18 protein-coding genes are annotated in these 19,526 nt (G+C 74.2%); 8 read left to right on the top strand and 10 right to left on the bottom strand.

The features are described from left to right. Position 1 precedes the first annotated feature (1 nt). From N8K70_RS14765 to N8K70_RS14725, 9 genes are read right to left on the bottom strand one after another with little or no spacing between them, the layout of a single operon-like run. Positions 2 to 907, bottom strand: a complete 906-nt coding sequence (locus tag N8K70_RS14765; protein WP_317139109.1) for a glycosyltransferase family 2 protein — start codon at positions 905 to 907, stop codon at positions 2 to 4. Further along, the gene (locus N8K70_RS14760) at positions 904 to 2,280 is read right to left on the bottom strand and encodes an O-antigen ligase family protein (RefSeq protein ID WP_317139108.1); all 1,377 of its coding nucleotides are present in this window, start codon (positions 2,278 to 2,280) and stop codon (positions 904 to 906) included. Before N8K70_RS14760 ends, N8K70_RS14765 begins: the two co-directional genes overlap by 4 nt. Continuing rightward, entirely contained in the window at positions 2,270 to 3,871 is a 1,602-nt protein-coding gene (locus N8K70_RS14755; protein WP_317139107.1) for a Wzz/FepE/Etk N-terminal domain-containing protein, read from the bottom strand. Before N8K70_RS14755 ends, N8K70_RS14760 begins: the two co-directional genes overlap by 11 nt. 24 nt (positions 3,872 to 3,895) lie before the next feature. Continuing rightward, entirely contained in the window at positions 3,896 to 4,699 is an 804-nt protein-coding gene (locus tag N8K70_RS14750; protein ID WP_317139106.1) for a CDP-alcohol phosphatidyltransferase family protein, read from the bottom strand. Next, positions 4,696 to 7,539 (bottom strand): fibrinogen-like YCDxxxxGGGW domain-containing protein, encoded by a 2,844-nt coding sequence (locus N8K70_RS14745; RefSeq protein WP_317139105.1) that lies wholly within the window; start codon positions 7,537 to 7,539, stop codon positions 4,696 to 4,698. The genes N8K70_RS14750 and N8K70_RS14745 overlap by 4 nt, the downstream gene beginning before the upstream one ends. Before the next feature lie 26 nt (positions 7,540 to 7,565). After that, positions 7,566 to 8,285, bottom strand: a complete 720-nt coding sequence (locus tag N8K70_RS14740) for a hypothetical protein (RefSeq protein ID WP_317139104.1) — start codon at positions 8,283 to 8,285, stop codon at positions 7,566 to 7,568. Next, positions 8,282 to 9,808, bottom strand: coding sequence for a lipopolysaccharide biosynthesis protein (locus N8K70_RS14735; protein ID WP_317139103.1), 1,527 nt, complete (start codon positions 9,806 to 9,808; stop codon positions 8,282 to 8,284). The genes N8K70_RS14740 and N8K70_RS14735 overlap by 4 nt, the downstream gene beginning before the upstream one ends. Next, positions 9,805 to 10,677 carry a WecB/TagA/CpsF family glycosyltransferase gene (locus N8K70_RS14730; RefSeq protein ID WP_317139102.1) on the bottom strand — a complete coding sequence of 291 codons (873 nt, stop codon included), beginning with the start codon at positions 10,675 to 10,677 and terminating at the stop codon, positions 9,805 to 9,807. Before N8K70_RS14730 ends, N8K70_RS14735 begins: the two co-directional genes overlap by 4 nt. Further along, on the bottom strand, positions 10,677 to 12,218 hold the full coding sequence (locus N8K70_RS14725) for a sugar transferase (RefSeq protein WP_317139101.1): 1,542 nt from the start codon (positions 12,216 to 12,218) through the stop codon (positions 10,677 to 10,679). The genes N8K70_RS14730 and N8K70_RS14725 overlap by 1 nt, the downstream gene beginning before the upstream one ends. A gap of 273 nt (positions 12,219 to 12,491) precedes the next feature. Here N8K70_RS14725 and N8K70_RS14720 point away from each other — a divergent pair, with 273 nt between their 5' ends. Continuing rightward, a complete protein-coding gene (locus N8K70_RS14720) occupies positions 12,492 to 12,731 on the top strand; it encodes a hypothetical protein (protein ID WP_317139100.1) in 240 nt (79 codons plus the stop codon). Between the two features lie 3 nt (positions 12,732 to 12,734). On the opposite strand, the gene N8K70_RS14715 is transcribed toward N8K70_RS14720, so the two are convergent. Further along, complete coding sequence (locus N8K70_RS14715) at positions 12,735 to 13,010, bottom strand: acylphosphatase (RefSeq protein WP_317139099.1); 276 nt, start codon at positions 13,008 to 13,010, stop codon at positions 12,735 to 12,737. A gap of 171 nt (positions 13,011 to 13,181) precedes the next feature. Between N8K70_RS14715 and N8K70_RS14710 the strand changes: the two genes are divergently transcribed. The 7 genes from N8K70_RS14710 (at position 13,182) to N8K70_RS14680 (ending at position 19,474) form a co-directional block, all read left to right on the top strand. After that, positions 13,182 to 14,363, top strand: coding sequence for a peptidoglycan DD-metalloendopeptidase family protein (locus tag N8K70_RS14710; protein ID WP_317139098.1), 1,182 nt, complete (start codon positions 13,182 to 13,184; stop codon positions 14,361 to 14,363). Positions 14,364 to 14,503: 140 nt separating this feature from the next. Further along, positions 14,504 to 15,508 carry a hypothetical protein gene (locus N8K70_RS14705; RefSeq protein ID WP_317139097.1) on the top strand — a complete coding sequence of 335 codons (1,005 nt, stop codon included), beginning with the start codon at positions 14,504 to 14,506 and terminating at the stop codon, positions 15,506 to 15,508. 76 nt (positions 15,509 to 15,584) lie between these two features. Then, positions 15,585 to 16,433 carry a formate/nitrite transporter family protein gene (locus N8K70_RS14700; RefSeq protein WP_317139096.1) on the top strand — a complete coding sequence of 283 codons (849 nt, stop codon included), beginning with the start codon at positions 15,585 to 15,587 and terminating at the stop codon, positions 16,431 to 16,433. 268 nt (positions 16,434 to 16,701) lie between these two features. Next, a complete protein-coding gene (locus N8K70_RS14695) occupies positions 16,702 to 17,280 on the top strand; it encodes an alternate-type signal peptide domain-containing protein (protein ID WP_317139095.1) in 579 nt (192 codons plus the stop codon). Between the two features lie 57 nt (positions 17,281 to 17,337). Next, entirely contained in the window at positions 17,338 to 17,937 is a 600-nt protein-coding gene (locus N8K70_RS14690; protein WP_317139094.1) for a hypothetical protein, read from the top strand. Beyond that, positions 17,934 to 18,842, top strand: a complete 909-nt coding sequence (locus N8K70_RS14685) for a hypothetical protein (RefSeq protein ID WP_317139093.1) — start codon at positions 17,934 to 17,936, stop codon at positions 18,840 to 18,842. The genes N8K70_RS14690 and N8K70_RS14685 overlap by 4 nt, the downstream gene beginning before the upstream one ends. Continuing rightward, entirely contained in the window at positions 18,839 to 19,474 is a 636-nt protein-coding gene (locus tag N8K70_RS14680) for a signal peptidase I (protein WP_317139092.1), read from the top strand. Before N8K70_RS14685 ends, N8K70_RS14680 begins: the two co-directional genes overlap by 4 nt. The last annotated feature ends 52 nt before the right edge of the window (positions 19,475 to 19,526 follow it).

Below are 19,526 nucleotides of genomic sequence, written 5' to 3'. Positions count from 1 at the left end.
GTCACATCCCCCTTCCGCGGGCGTTGAGGGCGGCGACGACGCGCTCGCCCGAGACGAGACGCAGGCCGACGCACAGCGCGAGGTACGCGCGGGGCTGGCGCAGGTCGTCGCGCAGCGATCTCCCGGCCCAGTGCCTGGCGCTCCGGAAAGCCCCCAGCGCCCCGTGCGCGAAGGCGATCTGCCCCTCGATGCGCGCGCGGCCCCGCGTCGAGCGCGCGAACTCCGGATGCTTGTCGAGCAGGTAGCCGAGGCCGTCCACGATGCCGCGCCAGCGCTCGCTGAAGTACGAGGTCCGGTCCCAGTGCACGATCGTGAGCGGCTCCGCGACCGCCGCGACCCTGCCGAGCCCGGCCGCCCGCAGCAGCAGGTCGTAGTCCTCGCCGTAGGACGCCGGGAGGTCCTCGTCGACGAGGCCCAGCCGCCCGCGGAGGTCGGCCGTGCGGAGCAGGAACGACGAGGGGTGCAGCTCGGTGATGCGCGAGCGCAGCAGGTCGCCGAGCCCCACGCTCGCGGGCGGCAGGCGGTCGTGCTCGCCTCCCGAGGAGCGGATGCGGATGCCGGTCGCGGCGAGGACGACGCCGGGGTCGTCGAGCAGCGGGAGCTGGGCGGCGAGCTTGCCGGGGAGCCACTCGTCGTCGTCGTCGCAGAACGCGACGAGCGGCGCGCTCGCGGCGAGCACGCCCGTGTTGCGGGCGCCGGCGAGCCCGGGGGCGCGGGTGTTCGCCATCGGGCGGACGGCATGGCGTCCCGGGCCGAGGTCGGCGAGCGGGTCGACGGGCGAGCCGTCGAACACGAGCACGATCTCGATGCGGCCGGCGACGTCCTGCGCAAGGATCGACCGCACGGCGCGGCGCAGCAGCTGAGGCCGGTCGCGCGTGGCGACGACGACGGTGACGAGCGGGGTCATGAGAGCCTCCGGGGGGACGAGGGGGTGCCGGACGGGTGGACCGCGTGGACGGAGTCGTGCGGCAGGATCGCTGCGGCGGGGAGCAGGGCGAGCATGAGCCCGTGGGGCAGCACGCCGTAGTAGAAGACCTCGACGAGCAGGACGACCTGGATGACGTGGACGGCGATCGTGCCCGGCGTGCGCGCGCGGCCCGTCGCCCACACGAGCCAGAGGAGCGCGCCGAGGAAGAGGGCCAGGGCGGGAAGGCCGTGCGAGAACATGACGGTCCAGACATGGCCCTGCGTCCCGGCGGACGGCGCTCCCTCCGTCCACGACGGGCGCGGAGCGCCGTAGCCGAAGAGCGGCGACCGCAGCGTGCGCGTGAGCGTCTCCTCGTAGAGGTTCGCGCGATCCTCCGTCGACGAGCTCGACTCGACCCGTCCGAGGAGCCGGTCCCAGACGCCGAGCGCCGAGGCGGCGCCGAGCGCGGCGACGGATGCCGCCGCGAGCCCGGCGACCGCGCGCGCGCGGCCGGAGGCGAGCAGGAGCGTCCCCCCGTAGAGGGCGGCGATCCCGAGGCCGATGAACATGCCCCGGTTGAGCGTGAGGAAGGCGGGGACGAACGACACGGGCACGGCGGCGAGCAGGGCGAGGAAGCGCCCGTCGCGGGGCATCCGGGCGAGGCGGGTGAGCACGAGGGGCAGCAGCATCGAGTAGGCGCCTCCCCATCCGTTGGTATAGAGGAAGGGAGCGGCGGGGCGCGGATCGAGCGCGATCCAGGAGTCGGGGTTCCACTGCGTCGCACGGCGCACGACCATCTCGCCCACGACCTCGTTCGCCTGCAGCGCCTGCGGCAGCAGATACCCGAGCGGCGTGCGGAAGGAGAACTCCGGCGCGACGACGCCCAGCCATCCGCCCGCCACGACGTACAGCCAGAACAGCGTCAGCAGTCCCAGCAGCCAGTCGACCGTGACCGTGCGGCGAGCGTTGTACACGTAGAGGAAAGCGATCGTCACCGCGAGGTACTGCAGCCCGCGGTAGGCGAAGCCGATGAGCCGGCCGCTCGTGTCGACGCCGACGACCGATGCGCCCACGAGCACGAGGAACAGCAGCCAGACGCCGAAGCCGCGCGGGGCCCGCATGCCGCCGCGGCGCACCATGAGCACCGCCATGGCCCCCGCGAGCGGGATCCACGCCATCTCGGCCAGTCCGAGAGCCCACCACAGCGGGAACGCCGCGAACATCGCCGTGAGCGGCCAGCGCGGCAGCTCGGTGCGGGACGGCCGCCCGGCGCCCGCGCCGGGGAGCAGGATGCCGCCGGACGGACGGAAGGACGTGCGGAGCGGTCGGCCCGCGCGCACGCCCGGGCGGGCCGGCGTCGTGTCAGACGACATCGACGAGGGCCGTCTCTCTCGTCGCGCCGTCGGCACCGCCGGGCGTGCTGTGCGCCGTGGGCCGACGGCCCTCCGTCTCGGGCGCGGAGGCGGGCGCGTCGCGTCGACCGGCCGGCAGGCGCTCGCGCAGACGACGTCGCGCACGCCGCGGGACCATCACGGCGCCCAGGAGGGGCGTCGCCGCGGACAGGGTCTCGGCGAGCAGCCAGCCGGCGGTCGTCGTGGTGCTCGCGTCCTCGCGGAGGACGACGACCACGGCGTCCGCGAGGCGGATGCCCGCGAGCAGCTCGGCCTCGCCGCACGACGACGGCAGCGCGAGGATCGTGCGCGTGCCCGGGGGAGCGGACTCGATCGCCTCCCGGACCTCGACGTCGCGCGTGAGCGCGTCGGCGTCGGGACGGCAGGCGTGCACCGTCAGACCCGCTGCGGCGAACGAGCCGCGCGGCGCCCGCTCCTCGTCCGGGTTCGCGTCCGTCCCGGGCCGCAGCGGCACGATGCGTCGCGCGGGAGGGTGGGGGAGCACGAGCTGCACGGTCGAGCCGGCCTGCGCCGTGGCGACGGCGAGCCCCGCGGCCGCCTCGGACCCGTGCTCGCCGTCCGTGTCCGAGTCGTCCACGACGAGCAGGGTCGTGTCCGAGCCCGGCAGCTCCGCGAGCAGCCGCTCGCGGGCGACGCGGAGCGCCTCGGCGTCGTCGCCGACGAACGGCGCACGCGGCCGGGAGGAGCGCAGGCGCGTGAGCGTCCGCCGTCCCAGGATCCGCTCGGCCTCCGCGGCGGAGCGCAGCCGGCGGTCGAACGGGTGGCGTGCGAACGCGGCGACGACGCCGAGGACGAGCCCCGCGGCCAGGCCCGTCGCGACCGCGAGGCGCCGTGACGGCTCGACGCCCACGGCGCTGTCGGAGGCGCCGGTGAGCACGCTGCCCCCCGTCGTGTCGACGCTCTGCAGGGCGTTGCGCTGCGACAGCAGGCCCTCGAGCTCGACGAGGATCTGCTCCCGGTCGCTCGTGGCCTGCACCTCCTGGGTGCCGCCCGGCGAGCCGGCGAGCACCGCGTTGGCGTCGGCGAGCTGCGCGTTGAGGTCGTCGATGCGCGTGCCGAGACCCGAGACCATCACATCCAGGCGCTGCTCGGCCTGCTCGGAACGGTAGGCGAGGTAGGCGGATGCGACGGCGTCGGCGTGGTCCACGGCCCCGTCCCGGGAGCCGGCGGTCGCCGAGACGTGCGCGACCGTCCCGCCCTCCGAGATCGTCACCTCGACGGCGTCGTGCAACGCGGCGGCCTCCGTGCGGTCGTCGAGCAGCGCGGTCGCCCGCTCGGCGACGACGTACGAACGGGCGATGGCCGACTCGGTGGCGTCGTCCAGCAGCCCCGACGCCGCGCGCTGCGGATTGAACGGATCGGTCGTGATGACCGACAGGTTCACCTGTGTCGTCGCGGTGTACTGGCTCGGCGTCACGAGCAGGAAGGCGCCGGCGGCGAGGGCGCCGACGGCGACCCCCGCGGCGATGAGGCGCCAGTGCCGGACGAGCACTCGGCCGTAGTGGCCGAGCCCCAGCGTCGTCGCGGTCTGGGCGTGCGGTGCGTCGTTCATGATGTGCGTGTCCCCGGATGTGTGTCAGGTCGTCGGAATGGATGCGGTCGATGGGGCGGCTCCGCTCAGGCGGCGGTGCTTGCGGCGCATCGAGACCGCCGTGTGCAGCAGGTTGGCGGCGAAGAGCGCGGTGTAGGCGACCCCGAAGACCGCAGGCGCTCCCCAGAGCGCGAAGGTCCAGCACAGGACCCCGGGATCGGTCGGAAGGAGCGTGAGCGACTTGAGCGCGCCGCTCGGCTCCGAGACGGCGCGTCCGTGGCGCGCCGACAGCTGCTCGGCGAGGATCTGGCTCATGAACTGCCCGCCCGACAGCACGGCGTAGGCGAGCGCGACCCCCATGAGCCCCGGACCTCCGATGGGTCCCGCGACCTCCGGCCGTCCGCCGTCCCCCGCCCCGTGCACGAACACGGCCACGGCGACGCCGACGTGGACGAGCGGGGTGCGGACGGCGTCGACGACGTGATCGAGCCATTCGCCGGCGGGGCCGGAGCGCCGGGTGAGCCGGGCCACCTGCCCGTCGGCGGAGTCGAACACGTAGCCGGCCGCGAGCAGCGCGGCCGCGACGATGCCCGTGACCGCCGACACCGGCGCGACGACGAGCGCCACGAGCCCGGCGACCGAGAGGGCGGCGCTCGCGAGGGTCACCGCGTTCGGCCCGACGCCCCGCGCAGCGGCGGCGGCCGCGACCCCGCGGGCGAGGCGGCGGTTCACCCATCGGGTGTACGCGGGCACGCCCGCTCCGCTCTTCTGCGCGCGTGCGAGCTCGGCGAGGAGCGCGCGGAACGACGGCCGGACGGCGTGGGCGGGTCCCGTGAGGCCGGTCGTCATGGCAGCGTCACCGTCATCTCGAAGCTGTGGCTCGCCGCCGTGCGGTAGTTGGAGTGCACCTCGACCGCGATCGTGTTCGTGCCGGCGACGAAGGCCGAGGCCGGGACGTCGGCCACGACGGGCTCGGCGATGGCCCTGGCCGCGGGAACGGCGGTGTTCGCGAAGGTCGTGGGGGTCACCGGACCGGCGTCGAGGTTCTGCCGCAGGACCTCCGTGCCGTTGACGTAGACGACGACGCCGTCGTCGGCGCGCACCGTGAGGCGGAGCGCCGCCGGGAGCGGATCCGTCAGCTCGACGTCGTGCCGGTGGTAGCTCGTGACGGGACGCGGCGAGAGGCTCGTGTCGAGCGTCGTCGCGATGTCGCCCGTGCCCCAGCCGAGCGGTGCGGCGCCCGTCGCCCAGGCGGCGTCGTCGAATGCGGGCGCGTTCCATCCGGCGGGCGTCGCCTGCGTCGTCCACAGGTACGACCAGGTCGAGCCGGCGTCGATGAGCGTCGGCGCCGCGGGCTCGGGCTCGGCGGCCGTGGTCGCGGGGGTGCTGGCCGAACGGTTGTCGGCGGCGTCGACGGCGCGCACGGCGTAGCGCGTGCCCTCCGGGGCGGCGGGCAGCGTGAGGGTCGTCCCCGTCACGGACGCCACGACCCGATCGGCGCGCAGCACCTCGTATGCGGTGACGCCCCGGTCGTCCGTCGACGCGGACCACGTGAGCGTCACGTCGTCTGCGCCGGCCGTCGCCGTGAGGCCGCCCGGCGTGGACGGGCTCGTCGTGTCGGAGGCGGCGTGGCGGACGAAGCCTCCCGACCACTGGCGCGCGAAACCGGCGCGGGTGGAGTAGCTGAAGTCGCCGCCCTGCCACAGGGTGCCGCGCGAGTCCACGAAGAGCGCCCACGCGCCCGCTCCGGCGCGCGTGTTGAAGACGCCGTTGAACGACGGCAGGTACTCGCCGGTCGTCGCGCTCCACGCACCGCTGCCGTAGACGGCGTCCACGCCCGTCCATCCCGTGCCCACCGTCGGCCAGGCCGTGGCGCCCTCATAGTTCGAGCCGAAGCAGTGGCAGCCCGCGTAGACGGCCTCGCCGTCCGATGCGATCGCCTGGAAGTCGCCGCCCGCGAGGGTGATGTTCGAGCTCGCGACCGACATGGTGTCGCGTCGGTAGCTCACGAGCGAGTGCTCGGAGCCCCCCAGCCAGACGCGGTCGCCCACCTCGAGGACCGCCTGCTGGTATCCCTGACGGTTGTCCGACCGGTTGGAGAAGAGGACCGCCCAGGGGACGAGCGTCTCGTCCGACGTCGACAGCGCCGCCGCCTTGTCGGCGGCGCGTCCCCGGGACTGGCTGAAGTAGCCGGCGGCGTACGCGCGGTCGCCCTGCGCCGACGCGTCGATGCTCATGACGGTCCCGTTGAACTCGGGGTTCCAGGCGTCCGGCACGCCCGTCGTGATCGAGAGCCGCGTCGCGGCGCGCGCGTAGACCTGGGTCCCGCCGCCGGCCGCGTGCGTGAACGATCCGCCCACGTAGAGCCAGTCGTCCTGCACGTCGAGCGACCGCACGACGGGCACGCCGCCGGAGAGGAAGTTGAGCAGGGCTCCCGTGAACGACGCGTCGACCTCGCCCGTCGTCGCGTCGAGCACGACGAGCCCCGGATGGCTCTCGCCGTTGACGGTCGAGAAGTATCCGCCGACGGCGATCCGTCCGTCCGGGAGCGCCGCGAGGGCCTTCACCTGGTTGTCGAACACCGGGCGGAACGCGGGGTCCCAGGTGCCCGTGTCGCGGTCGAACGCGGCGAGGTACGACTGCGTCTCCGCCCCCGTGCCCCCGGCGGAGCGCTGCACCGTGGTGAAGTTGCCCCCGACGAGCACCCGGCCGCCGCTCTCGGCGAACGCCGAGACCTCGTTGCTGCCCTCGAGCGTGGACGGTCCCGCACCGAGGCCCGCGACGCCCCAGGTCTGCTGCTCCGCGAACGCCTGCGCGACGGCGGGCCCCGTCGTGGCCGGCGTGCCCTCGTCGGGGATCGCGGAGAAGACGTCGGCGCTCATCAGCTTCGGGCGCAGGAACACCTGCGTGAAGGGGCGCGCGTAGCCGGTCGTGGTGTTCTTCGACCACAGGAAGCTCGTCGCGGCGGTCGAGCCCCGGATCTCGGAGCCGTAGCCGAACCCCATCGCCCAGCCCTCGGTCGACCCGGTGACGGTCCGCACGCGAGAGAGCCCGTTGCCCGATCCGAAGCTGCTCGTCGTGCCGCCCGTGCGCTGCACGCCGTCGATCCGGTACGACGCGACGCGCTGCTCGTTGTCGAACTGCCATGTCCACTCGTCGCGCGGGCTCGACAGCTGGAAGGTCGTGTCCTGCCAGGCGGTCCCCGCCGCGTTCGTCGCGCGCACGAGGCGGATGCCGTCGGCGAGCTCGCCGATCGGACGGTCGTCGTTCAGCTGGTCGATCAGCTCGCCGGAGAGCTGGCGCGGGGCGAAGGCCGCGGTCCCGGTGACCGTGTCGCGCACCTGCGCGGGCGTTCCGGCGCCGAGGATCGACTCCGACCATCCCTCGCGGCCCCGGCCGACGAGCACCCAGCCGCCGCCGTCCGTCTCCTGGTCGCAGAAGAAGCGCTCCGCCGCGCCCATGGCGGGCGTGGCGATCCAGTAGACGCCGCTGGGCGCGTCGGGGGCGAGCTGCGCGATCTCCCAGCACGAGGCGGCGGCCGTGGCCTCCGTGAGTCCGTCGGGCGACGGGAGGGCGGGGTCCTCCGCCGCGGCCGGACCGGCGGGGATCAGCAGCGCGACGAGCACGGCCAGGGAGGTCAGCGCGGCGGCGCGCGGCCGCAGGCGGCGCGGGGCGGTGTCGGAGAGCATGTGCGAGGTCTTTCGGAGGGGGCCGGTCAGCAGGCGGGGTCGTCGGGGAACGACCGCGACGTCACGCGCCACGTGTCGTCGTCGCGGACGAGGGCGAACAGGTGCGCCGCGCGGGGGACGACGTCGTCCTGCGAGCCGATCCGCTGCCCCTCCGCGTCGAGGAGGACCACCTCGCTGGAGTCGATGCAGGCGGTGACCTCGGCGGTCGCCGGATCGCTCCGCTCGTCGAGCGCGACGATCTCGAGATCCGCGACCCGGGGCTCCCCGGAGTACGACCATCCGTTCGCCGAGAGCTCGAGCCACTGCGCCTCGAGCTCCGCGCGGTACGACCCGGCGGCGAGGTCGGTCAGGAGCGCCTCGAGGTCCTCGGCGTCGGGCGCCGTGCCGGCGTCGGGCGGAGTGAGCGACTCCGCGACGAGGTCGGTCGCGTCCTCCGGCTCGAGGTCGCCCGTGACCGGCGCGAACTCGCCGGGTGCGGACGTCTCGGACGCCGAGGGGAGGTGCCCCGGCGACGCGCTGGGGGGCGCCGCCGGGGCGGTGGGGGAGGGCATGACGCTCTCCGCCGGTTCGGCCGTGACGGCCGAGGGTGCCGGTGCGGACGTCGCCGGGGGGTGTTCGACGTCGGCACCGGGGTCGGTGGCCGCGGGGCTCGCGGTCAGGGCCGCCGCGATCGCCCCCGCGGCGGCGAGGCAGGCGGCGGCGCCGACGGCCGCGCGCAGCAGGGCGGGACGGGAGAGGATGCTCATGGGCGGTCTCCGGAAGGGATGCGGCGGAGTCGTGCGAGCTCCGCGAAGGCGTCGAGATGGAGGCGTGCCGAGGCGCCGCGCGCCCAGGCGAGGAGGGCGGCCCCGCCCACGACGGCCGCGGCGGCGAGGCCGAGCCATGTCGCCCCGAGCAGCAGGCGTGCACCGACCGCGGCGCCCCCGACGGTGACGAGCGCGATCGCGAGCGGGTGGAGGCCCGCCGTCACGGGGACGGGGAGGCGCAGGACGCGGTGCACCTGGACGGTCGCGAGGGCGGCGTCCACGAGGCAGGCGACGGCCCAGGCCACGGCCGCCCCCGCGATGCCCCAGGCCGGGACGAGCAGGAACAGCAGTGCGACGTCGACCGCGACCGCGGCCGCCTTGTTGACGGCGGCGAGGCCGCTGCGCCCGCCCATGAGCAGGACCGAGTGGACGTTCCCCGCGAGGAACGTCACGATCGCGCCGGCGCAGAGCGCGGCGAGCGCGACCTCGCCGTGCACGAAGGAGGGGCCGAGGACCGACAGCACGACGGGGGCGAAGACCGCGAGCAGCAGATAGACCGGCGTGCTGAAGAGCACGAGCCAGATCGTCGCCGCGCGGAAGACGTCGGCCACTCCGGCACGGTCGCCGCGGTGCAGCAGGCGGCTGAACGCGGGGGAGACGACCACGCGGATGGCCGAGTCGACGAGCGTCCCGGCCGAGGCGATCCGCGCGGCGCCGCCGTACACGCCCGCGGCGGCGGGGCCGGCGATGGCGCCCACGATCACGATGTCGAGCCAGGCGAGGATCTGGGAGAGCGACTCGGAGACGACGCGGGGCGCCGCGTAGCGCCCGATCCGGCCGGGGACGCCCGACGCGCGGTAGGCGGGCCACGGCGTCCCGTGCGCCGAGCGGCGGCGCAGCTGCGCGGCGAGCACGAGCACGGCGGCCGCGAGCACGAGCACCACGGGCGCCGCCCAGGCGAGGGCGATCGCGGCGAGGCCGCCGCCCGTCCCGGCCGCGAGCGCGACGGCGACGGGTCGCAGCGCGGGCAGGGCCACGCCGCCGACGAGCGTATAGGGGAGCACGCCGCCGAGGCCGCGGGTGGAGGCGAGCGCGGTGGCGAGCATCGCGGCCGGGGGAAGGAACCAGCAGACGCCGGCCAGCGCGCGCGCCACCTCGTCGGACGGGTCGCTCGCGGCGAGCCACGCGGCTCCTGCGCCGACGACGAGCGCGCTCGCCGTCCCGGCGATCCCCGAGGCGGCGACGAGCAGCGTCGTGGTGGGCCGCAACGCGCCGGGAGCGTCGTCGGCCAGCCGGGGCAGGATCCAGAGCGCCGCGGAGTCCATCCCGAGCCGCGCGACGCCCAGCGCGATCGTGAAGATCGCGATCGTCTGCAGCACGACGCCCGCACCGGCGTCCCCCAGCAGCCGGCCGAGGACGACGACGAGCAGGAGACCCAGCGCCGCGTTCGCCGCGGAGCCGGCGAAGCTCAGCGCGCTGCCGCGGGCCAGATCGGCGCGGGGCGAGACGGAGGCGACGCTCATGCGGTCCTCTGCCACGCGGGCGCGACGCGGGCGGCGCGACGGGCCGCGCGGTGCTGGCGGAGCACCGCACGCACGAACGCCGGGTTGCCGACGAGATAGCGGTGGGCGAGGCGTCGCGGCTCGATGAGCAGCCGCCACAGCCACTCCAGCCCCGCCCGGATCATCCACCGCGGGGCCCGGCGGTGCGATCCGCTCAGCCAGTCGAAGAGGCCGCCGCACGTGAGGACGACGGGGGGAAGGGCGTCGCGATGGCGCTCGATCCAGCTCTCCTGCAGCGGGTCGCCGAGCCCGACGAGGAGGATGCGCGTGCCGTGCGCGCGGATGTCCTCCAGCACGGATGCGGTGTCCTCGACGTAGCCGTGCGTCGTGCGGATGGCGATGCCGGGCGTGCGCTCCGCGATCCGGTCGGCGGCATCCTGCGCGACGCCCGGGCGCCCGCCGAAGAAGTAGACCGGCAGGCCGTCGCGCGCGGCGGCGTCGAGCAGGGGCGCGGCGAGGTCGGTGGTCGCGACCCGCTCGGGGAGCTCCCCGCCGAGGAGCCCCGCGGCCCAGACGACGGACTGCCCGTCGGCGTAGTTGAGCGTCGTCGTCGCGAGGAACCGGCGCAGCGCCTCGTCGCGTCTGGCCAGGTTGACGACATGCGCGTTGACTCCGACGAGCACGTCGACCGCGGAGGTGCCGGTCATCCCCATGACGAGGTCGACGAGGCCGGCCAGCGTCACGGGGCGCACGGGGACGTCGTCGACGACGCACACCGGCCCCGGCCGCAGGACGGTCTCGTCGACGGGATCGGTCCGGCGGCTCGCGGGGGCCGTCCAGGCGAAGGGGGAGGCGGGAACCGCGGCCCGGCCCGGGAGGAGGACGGACATCAGTACGCTCCTTTCGCGCGGACCATCACCATGACGGTGCGCCAGATGAGGACGAGGTCGCTCAGGATCGACCAGTTCTCGACGTAGTGGAGATCGAGGCGCATGCTCTGCTCCCAGCTGAGGTCGCTGCGCCCGCCGACCTGCCAGGGGCCCGTGATGCCGGGCTTGACGTAGAGACGGCGCACGGCGGAGCGGTCGTAGGCGAGCACTTCCCGCGGCAGCGGCGGCCGCGGCCCCACGACGCTCATGTCGCCGACGAGCACGTTCCAGAACTGCGGCAGCTCGTCCAGCGAGGTGCGCCGGAGGATGCGGCCCACGCGGGTGACGCGGGGGTCGTCGCGCAGCTTGAACAGCGGACCCGACGCCTCGTTCCTCGGGGAGAGGAGGGCGAGCTCGTCCTCGGCGCCCGCCGCCATCGAGCGGAACTTGATCATCCGGAACCGTCGGCCGTCGCGTCCCACGCGCTCCTGACGGAACAGCACGGGGCCCGGCGAGTCGACGACGATCGCGAGCGCGATGACCGGGGCCAGCAGCGCGACGGGGACGAGCGCGAGCACGGCGACGACGATGTCGAGGGCGCGCTTGGCGAGATGCGCGCCGCCGTCGTAGGCGGGCACGCGCATCCGCACGAGCGGAAGCCCTGCCGCCTGATGGAGGGAGAGTCGCGGGCCCGGAGAGTCGGCCATCCCGCTCGCCAGCGCGATCTCCGTCGCGGCGCCCGCCAGCTGACGTCGGAGGCGCTGGACGAACCCCGCGTCGGCCGTGTGGGCGCTCGCGATGACCACGGCGTCCGCGCCGAGCCGGGCCATCGCGTCGGCGATCCGGCCCATCGCCGCGTCGGCGCCCTTCTCGAGCGGGAGGGTCCCCACGACGAGATAGCCGCTGCGGCCGTGATCGTTCAGCGCGGACGAGACGCGGTCGACGTCGTCCGGCAGCCCGATGACGAGTGCCCGGGGGGCCGCCGCGCCCGTGCGCCGCTCGGAGACGAGACGCCGGTGCCAGAGCGCGCGTCCCGCGAGGACGGCCGCGAGCCCGGCGGGAGCGGCGACGAGCTGCGCCTGGAGGAGGGCGGTGTCGAACGGGGCGAGGAGGATCGCGAGGACGCCGAACGCGGCCGCCGTGGCGACCGTCGCCCGGCCGTACGGCGCCGCTCCTCGATGCGGCGCGCCGCCGCCCGCCAGGGCGAGGCCCACCCACCAGAGGCTCGCCGCCGTGAGGGCGACCACGGCCGCGGCCGGCTCCGGAAGCGGGCCGGAGAGCGCGGCTGCCGCCGATGCGGCGGCGACGAGCGCCGCGTCGGTGAGCGTCACGCGGAGCGCGGCGCGTCGTTCGAGGCGACGCCGTCGCAGAACCGGTGCCGCCGAGCGCGGCGACAGGACGGCCGTGAGGGCGGGCGGGGCGTCGGGTCCGGGCGCTTCCCCGTCGGTCGACGCCCCGGCGGGCGGGAGGCGCTCGGCCGCGTCGTCCGCGGGGGCGTGCGCCGGAGGGGCGATGACGGCGAGCAGGCGTGCGGGCGACAGCGCGCCGCCGACCGTCGTCACCGCAGGCTCCTGCGCGAAGGCGGTTCCGGCCTCGCGGTGAGCGCATCCGCGCGACTTCTCGTGTGCATTGCAGCTCCCCAGCGCATCGACCGCACGGCGTCGCCGTGCGGATCGGGGCCCGGGCCGGACGAGCCCGAAGACCCCCGATACAGAGGAAGAGCGGGGAAGGGGCTCCCTGATACATCGAGCTCGAAACTTTCTCGAGACGCATCCCTCGCGATCGGCGCGCGTCAACCCCTGTCGCTGCGCCGCCCGCTCGCCTAGCGTGCCCCTATGGCTCTTGACACAATGCTCGCGGCAGAGATCGAGCAGCTCCTGAAGTCCTCGGACGAGGTCACCCGCGCCGAGCTGGTGGACGACCTCGTCGGCGTCGTCTTCAACTACGTGACGTACGACGGCGTCGGAGGCGAGTCCGCGGAGGACCACGAGACGTCCGAGCAGCGCAGCCTCGGCGCGGTCGCGGAGGCGGCCCGCTCACACCTCGCGGCGGCTCGGAGCGGCTTCGGCGACTGAGGGTCAGAGCGACGCGACGACCTCGAACGCCCGCGACCCCTCGGGGCTGAGCTCCTCGACCCGCAGGTCGTCGACGTGCGCGCCGACGGGGCCGTGCCGCATCCACGCCGCCACGGCGTCGACCGCGTCGGCCGGCCCCTCCAGCTCGGCCTCGACGCGATCGGCGCCGACGTTGCGGACCCATCCCGTCACGCCCCGGCGTTCGGCCTGCCGAGCGGTGCTCCATCGGAACCCGACGCCCTGCACGACGCCCTCGACGACCACTCTCATGCGTCTCATGCGCGCCATCATCGCACCGGTTCGGCCCGGGGCGAAGGGGCTCGGGACCATTCGGAGCGAGACGCCGCCGAGGCGTCGAAGCGGGCTCGGACTCGCGTGCGGGAGACCGCGAGGACACGCCGGGGCTTCCTTCTCGACCCCTGAGCCGTCAGTATGGTACGAGGGGGATCCATGCAGCCGGACACAGCACATCACGAGACGGGCGACGCATCCGCGGAGAAGCGGGGCTCGACACGCGTCGCTCACGCCTCCGTCGCGATGGCGGCGCTGGTCGCCGTCACGGTCGGTGCGGTCGCGCTGACCGCCGCGGCCCCGCCGCCCGAGAGCCAGCCCGTCGCGGCGGTCTCGATCGCGGTGGATCCCGAGAGCTCGGACGACATCGAGGCGCCGGAGTCGCCCACCGCCGGGTTCTCGGACGCCGCCGCCCGGTTCGCCGAAGACGCCGCCATCGAGCTCCCGGCCGGCGCCTACGAGGCGACGACGGCCGACGAGGTGCTGAAGATCCGCCGCGAGGCGCGCGAGGCGCTGATCCGCGCCGCCATCGCGGCCGGCATCGACGTCGACCTGTCGCGCCTGGGCGGCGACGACCGGCTCGCCTCGCTGGACGGCTTCGTCTGGCCCATCGCGAACCCGGTGCTCACCGACCCGTTCGGCGCGCGCGGCGGCGCGCACATGGGGATGGACATCGCCGCACCCGGCGGCACGCCCATCGCGGCGGCGTCGCCCGGGATCGTGGTGCTCTCGAGCGAGAGCCACTACGGCTACGGCGTCGCGGTCATCATCCAGCACGTCAACGGCGTGCAGACGCTGTACGGGCACATGACGAACGGCAGCCGCGCGGTCGAGGTCGGCGACTGGGTCGAGGCGGGAGACCCCATCGGCCTCGTCGGCAACACCGGCCGCAGCTTCGGCAACCACCTCCACTTCGAGGTGCGCGTGAACGGCGTGCCGGTCGATCCGCGCCGGTACCTGTCGGGCGCCGGCAAGCCGGCCGACATCGCGGCCTGGACCCCCACCCCGGGCAACCCCGCGCCCTCGCAGCCCGCGGCCTCGTCGGAGCCTGCGCCCGCCGAGCCGAAGCCCAGTGCGGAGCCGAAGCCCGGCACGCCGTCGCCCACGCAGACGCCGACGCCCAGCACGCCGTCGCCCACGCAGATGCCGAAGCCCACGGCTTCCCCGAGCCCGACCGAACCGGCTCCGGCGCCGAGCACGCCGCCGCCGTCGGAGCCGTCTCCCGCTCCGTCGACGCCGGCACCGGGGCCCTCGACACCCGCTCCCGAGCCGCAGCCGACCACGGTGCCCGATCCCGCGCCGACGGAGCCCTCGCCGACCGCGTCCGCGGAGACGTCATAGTTGTCGAGCCCGGCGACGGCGCTCGCGCAGCGATCCCCCGGCGGGAGGCGCGCGCGGACGACCCCGATCCGCGCGGCACGCCGCGCAGATCGGGGGCTCTCGACACGTCGCCGCTCACCGCCCGGCTGAGAGGCCGCGAGGTGCGTGCCTTCTGGCGCGACTTCCGCAGCGTGCCCGGTGTCCGTCAGCCGGCACGCGGCGCACGGGTCGCCGTCGTCGTGTTCGGCGCCGCGGTCGTGCCGATCGGACTGCTCGCGATGTCGACCGGCATCGCGCAGGAGATCGAGGCGGCCGCCCCCGACATGGCCGGACAGCTCGTCGGGATGAGCGTGTTCGTCCTCCTGCTCCTCCTCGCGGGCGTCGTGCTCACCTGGTCGTCGCTCCGGATGGCCGCGCGCCGACGCAGCAGGCGGGAGTTCCTCCGGCTGGCCGGGTTCGCGGAGGCGAACGGGCTCGCCTACCTCCCCGGCGTCCACGACGGCGGTCACCTCGGGCCTTGGCGCGAACGGGGCCGCGCGGCGGTCATCGACGTGATGCGCACCCGCGCCGGCCGGCCGGTCGAGTTCGGCAACCACGAGATCACGTCCTCCGCCGGAAACCGACGGGAGACGACGTACGGCGGGTACGCCGCGACGCGCGTGCGCACCGCGCTGCCGAACATCCGACTGGATTCCCTCACGGTGCGGCGGATGGCCTCGGGGAGCGCGGTCCACCGGGACCAGCGGCTGCGCCTGGAGGGCGACTTCGACCGGCACTTCGCGCTCTCCTGTCCCCGCGGATACGAGGCGGACGCTCTCTACCTCTTCACCCCGGATGTCATGGCGCTGCTCATCGACGCCGCGTCGGACTTCGACATCGAGCTCGTCGACGACTGGGTGTTCCTCACCTCGCCCGCCGACGTCGTGACACTGAAGCCTCAGCGCTGGCAGGACGTCGCGGCGGCTCTCGACGCGGTCGTCGCGAAGATCGGCCAGTGGGAGCGCTGGCGCGACGACCGGGTCCCGCACAATCGTCTGTCGGCTCGCGGCGTCGTGGCGAAGGCGGGACGCCGCCTCCGCATCGGCCCCGGCGCGGGCAGCGTGCTCGCGGCGCTCCTCGCCGCCGTGGCCGTGTCGCTCGTGGTCATCGCGAACGCTCTGCCGTGAGACGGTGCGGCCCGGCTGGCCGGGCACGGACGTTCGTCCTGGGAAACGGGCACGTGCGCGTGTCAGTATTGTCGGCGTGACCACTCCGGCTGGCGGGACGCCCGCACTCTTCCCCGGCCGTCAGTTCATCAGCACGATCCTGGATCTTCTCGAGACGAAGACGGCGATGTCGGGCATCATCGCCCGGCGGTACCTGCAGCGTGCGGCCATGGCGGGCGTCATCATCGGGCTGATGTACATCGTGTACTACAGCGTGATCGCCGCCTTCACCTCGATCGGGCTCGCGCCCCTCGGCCGCATCGCCGGGGCCGCGGTCTTCGGATGGGCGCTCGTGTTCATCTACTACTCGCGCTCCGAACTGCTCACCTCGAACATGATGATCGTGACGGTGGGCGCCTACTACCGCCGCACGGGATGGCTGCGCGCGCTGCGCCTGCTGGGTCTCTGCTACGTCGGGAACGCCCTGGGCGGCGTGTTCGTGGCCGTGCTCGTCCGCTTCTCGACGCTCACCGAAGGCCTTCCGTCCGACGAGATGCTCGCCTCGGTCGAGCACAAGCTCATGTACGTGACGGAGGGGGCGACCGGATGGACGGACCTCTTCATCCGAGCCGTCCTGTGCAACCTCTGCATCAACCTCGCGATGCTGCTCGTCTACAACGGGTTCATCAAGGACGACCTCACGAAGTCGCTCGTCATGATCGTCTCGGTGTTCGTGTTCGCCTTCCTCGGCCTCGAGCACTCCGTCGCGAACACGGCGCTGTTCGCGATCGTCGGCCTCGCCGACGGCATCCACGTGGGATACGCGGCGGCGAACCTCGGGATCGTCCTCGTCGGGAACTACGTCGGCGGCGGGCTGCTCATCGGCCTGTACTACGCGTACGCCAACGACGAGACCCGGAAGCGTCGCGACCACATCGAGGAGTGAGGGCGGTGCGGCCGCCGGCTCGGGGAAGAAGTGCGGCGAAACTGTCCTGACGTTGCGCCCTTCTTGAGGTGGGTGTGGTCCTCCCCGCTCGGGCGCTGTGGCGATCTTGCACGGGTCTTGCGGCGCTCCTGGCCGTAATCCCGGTCGGCTCTTGCGGGAGCCCTTCCACACTGGAGATGTGCCCCGAACGGGCATCCCGAGGCTCGAAGCCTGACGCTCGGTCCTCGAACCTTCACCCCTGCGGCCATCGCCGCGAAAGGACATCACCATGAAGAAGATCGTCAAGGCCTCGATCGCCGCCGCTGCGGGCGTCACCCTTCTCCTCGGCGGCGCCGGCACGTTCGCCACCTGGAACACCTCGGCCACCGCCCAGGGCGCGACCGTCGTCTCCGGCAACCTCGTCGTCGAAGACGCCGGCACGGAGGGCGTCTGGACCGCGAACGGCTCCCAGACCCCCATCTCCATCGACGACTACACGCTCGTCCCGGGCGACACCCTCACCTACACCAAGACCATGTCGATCACCGCCGAGGGCGACAGCCTCCAGGCGACGCTCGGCCTCAGCCCCGCGTCGATCACGGCCGCCGACCCGACCAGCGCGACCGACCAGGCGCTCGCGAGCTATCTCACCGCGAACGCCACGCTCGGCGCGACCGGCGAGGGCATCAGCGGGACCGGCTCCACCTTCACCGTCACGCCGGGCGCAGGCACGGTCGACGAGGACGTGACCGTCTCGGTCACCCTCGCCTTCCCGTACGAGGACGCCGACGGCGGCCACAACGCGGCCATGCTCGGCGCGGTGAGCCTCAGCGACCTCACGGTCACGCTGACACAGGCGACCGCGTAGTCCGCTGGCCCGCCTCATCCGAGGCGGGCCCCACCGACCGAGCCCCGAGGATTCGAGATGTCCCTTCCCACGCGTCGCCTCTCGCAGCGAGAGAGGCAGCCCCGCCGCCGCTCGGTGCCGGCGCGGCTGCTCCTCGGGGCACTGGGCACGGCCGGCGCCGTCGTCCTCGGCATCCTGGCCGGCGGGGGCACGTTCGCGGTCTGGACCGCGGCCGCCTCCACGGGCTCGGCGGCCACGCTGCAGGCGGGCTCCGCAGCGCTCTCGGTCACCCCTCTGGAGCTCTCGGCCGCCGGCCTCTACCCGGGTCACACGGTCTACGGCGCCAGCAGCATCGGCAACACCGGCACCACCCCGCTCGCCCTGAGCCTCGACGCCGTGTCGGGACCCGAGTCGCCGACGGCGTTCACGGAGGCCCTCGTCGTCTCCCTGGGAACCGCCGACTCCGCCGCCGCGTGCGCGAGCGGCGAGGTCACCCCGGTGGCCACGGTGGCGGTCGGTGGCGCGACTCCCGCGGAGCTGGGCACGACGTTGGCTCCGGGCGCGAGCACCGTCCTCTGCGTCGGCCTCGGACTGCCCGCCGGCGCCCCGGCCGCTGCGGCGGGCAACGCCGCATCCCCTCTCACCCTCTCGATCTCCGGAACGCAGGTCCGCTCATGATCCGCCGTCGCGCTCTCGCCGTCGTCGCCGCCCTGGCCACGCTCGCGGTGCTCGCCGGTTCCGGGACGGCGGCGGCGGCGTGGAACGCGTCGGCCGCGCTCTCCGCCACCGCGTCCTCCGCGACGATCGGCACGGCGCTCGTCCAGGACGGTCAGCTCAACACCACGTACCGCTACACCGGAAGCGTCTCGACCGCGGCGACCGGCTCGCTCACGATCACGAACAGCGGCGGTGCGCCGCTCTCGTACGAGCTCGCCAACCAGCTCACCGGCAGCGCGGCCCTGGCGGAGAAGACGGCCCTGATCCTCTGGGTCGGCACGTGCGGCGCCACGATCCCGTCGACCGGGACCGTCACGACGACACTCGCCGACCGCGCTCCTGCGCTGCCCGAGGAGGCTCGCGCTCTCGACCCGGGGGCGAGCGTCACCGTCTGCGTGGCGACCCGGATCTCCGGCACCAATGCGGCCCTGCAGGGGGAGAGCATCACGGCGGCGTTCAGCGTGACCGGCGCGGTCGGCACGAGCTGGACGACGACGGCGAGCACCGATGCCATCACGCAGAGCGTGTATCGCATCGCCGCCGCGACCGACGTGGCATGCGCTGCGTCGGGCAGCCGCGCGGTCACTCTGAGGTGGACGGCTCCGAGCAACAGGCCGGCCGGCGCGGCGGTGAGGTATCGCGTCTACGACACCGCCACCGGTGGCGACGTCGTGTCGCTCGACAGCTCCTCGGCGACGGTGTCCGTCACGATCGACAGCTCCACCATCAGTCGCGACGGCTCGTACACCCTCGCGGTCGAGGCGAAGGACACCGCCTCCGGCACGACCGCCCCCGCCAGCGCGACGATCTCGGTCGTCCGCTCGAGCATCCTCTTCGGATGGATCGGCAGCGTGAAATGCTCATGACCCAGGCAACCCTTTCCACCGCATCCTTCCCCGTCGGCATCGCGGCCTCCGGCGCCGCCGACTCCCGTCGCCGTCGTCGTGACGAGGCCCGCCGGGTCAGGGCGAGCGAGAGCCTCCTGCACTACCTCGCGGTCTCGCTCAGCGCCTCGGTCCTCGTGCTGATCCTCGGCGTCGCGGCAGCCGTCATCGGCGTGCCCGCCCTCGTCGGCGGCAGCGCCATGACGGTTCTCACCCAGTCGATGGAGCCGGGACTGCCGCCGGGCACCCTCGTCGTCATCCGCCCCACGCCCGTCGACGAGATCGCGGTCGGCGATGTCGTGACCTACCAGATCCGTTCCGGTGAACCCGCCGTGGTGAGCCACCGGGTGATCTCGAAGTCCTACGCGGACGGCGAGCTGAGCTTCGTCACGCAGGGGGACAACAACGCCGCGCCCGACCCCGACCCGGTGCAGGCCGTGCAGATCCGCGGCACGCTCTGGTACAGCGTCCCTCTGCTGGGATGGGTGAACAACGTGCTCAACGGATCCAACCGCACGATCGTCGTCTCCGTGGTCGCCGGAGCGCTGTTCCTCTATGCCGCGGGAACGGTGATCGGGGCCGTTCGGGATCGTCGCAAGGCGACGACCGACTGAGGCCCCGGGGCGGCGCCACATCGTCCGGGTCGAGACGAGCGCGGTCGCGGAA

This window comes from Microbacterium sp. AB, assembly GCF_032878875.1.
GTDB lineage: Bacteria > Actinomycetota > Actinomycetes > Actinomycetales > Microbacteriaceae > Microbacterium > Microbacterium betulae.
The sequence above is the reverse complement of the archived record's forward strand: the minus strand, read 5'-3'. Positions and strand labels throughout refer to the sequence as shown.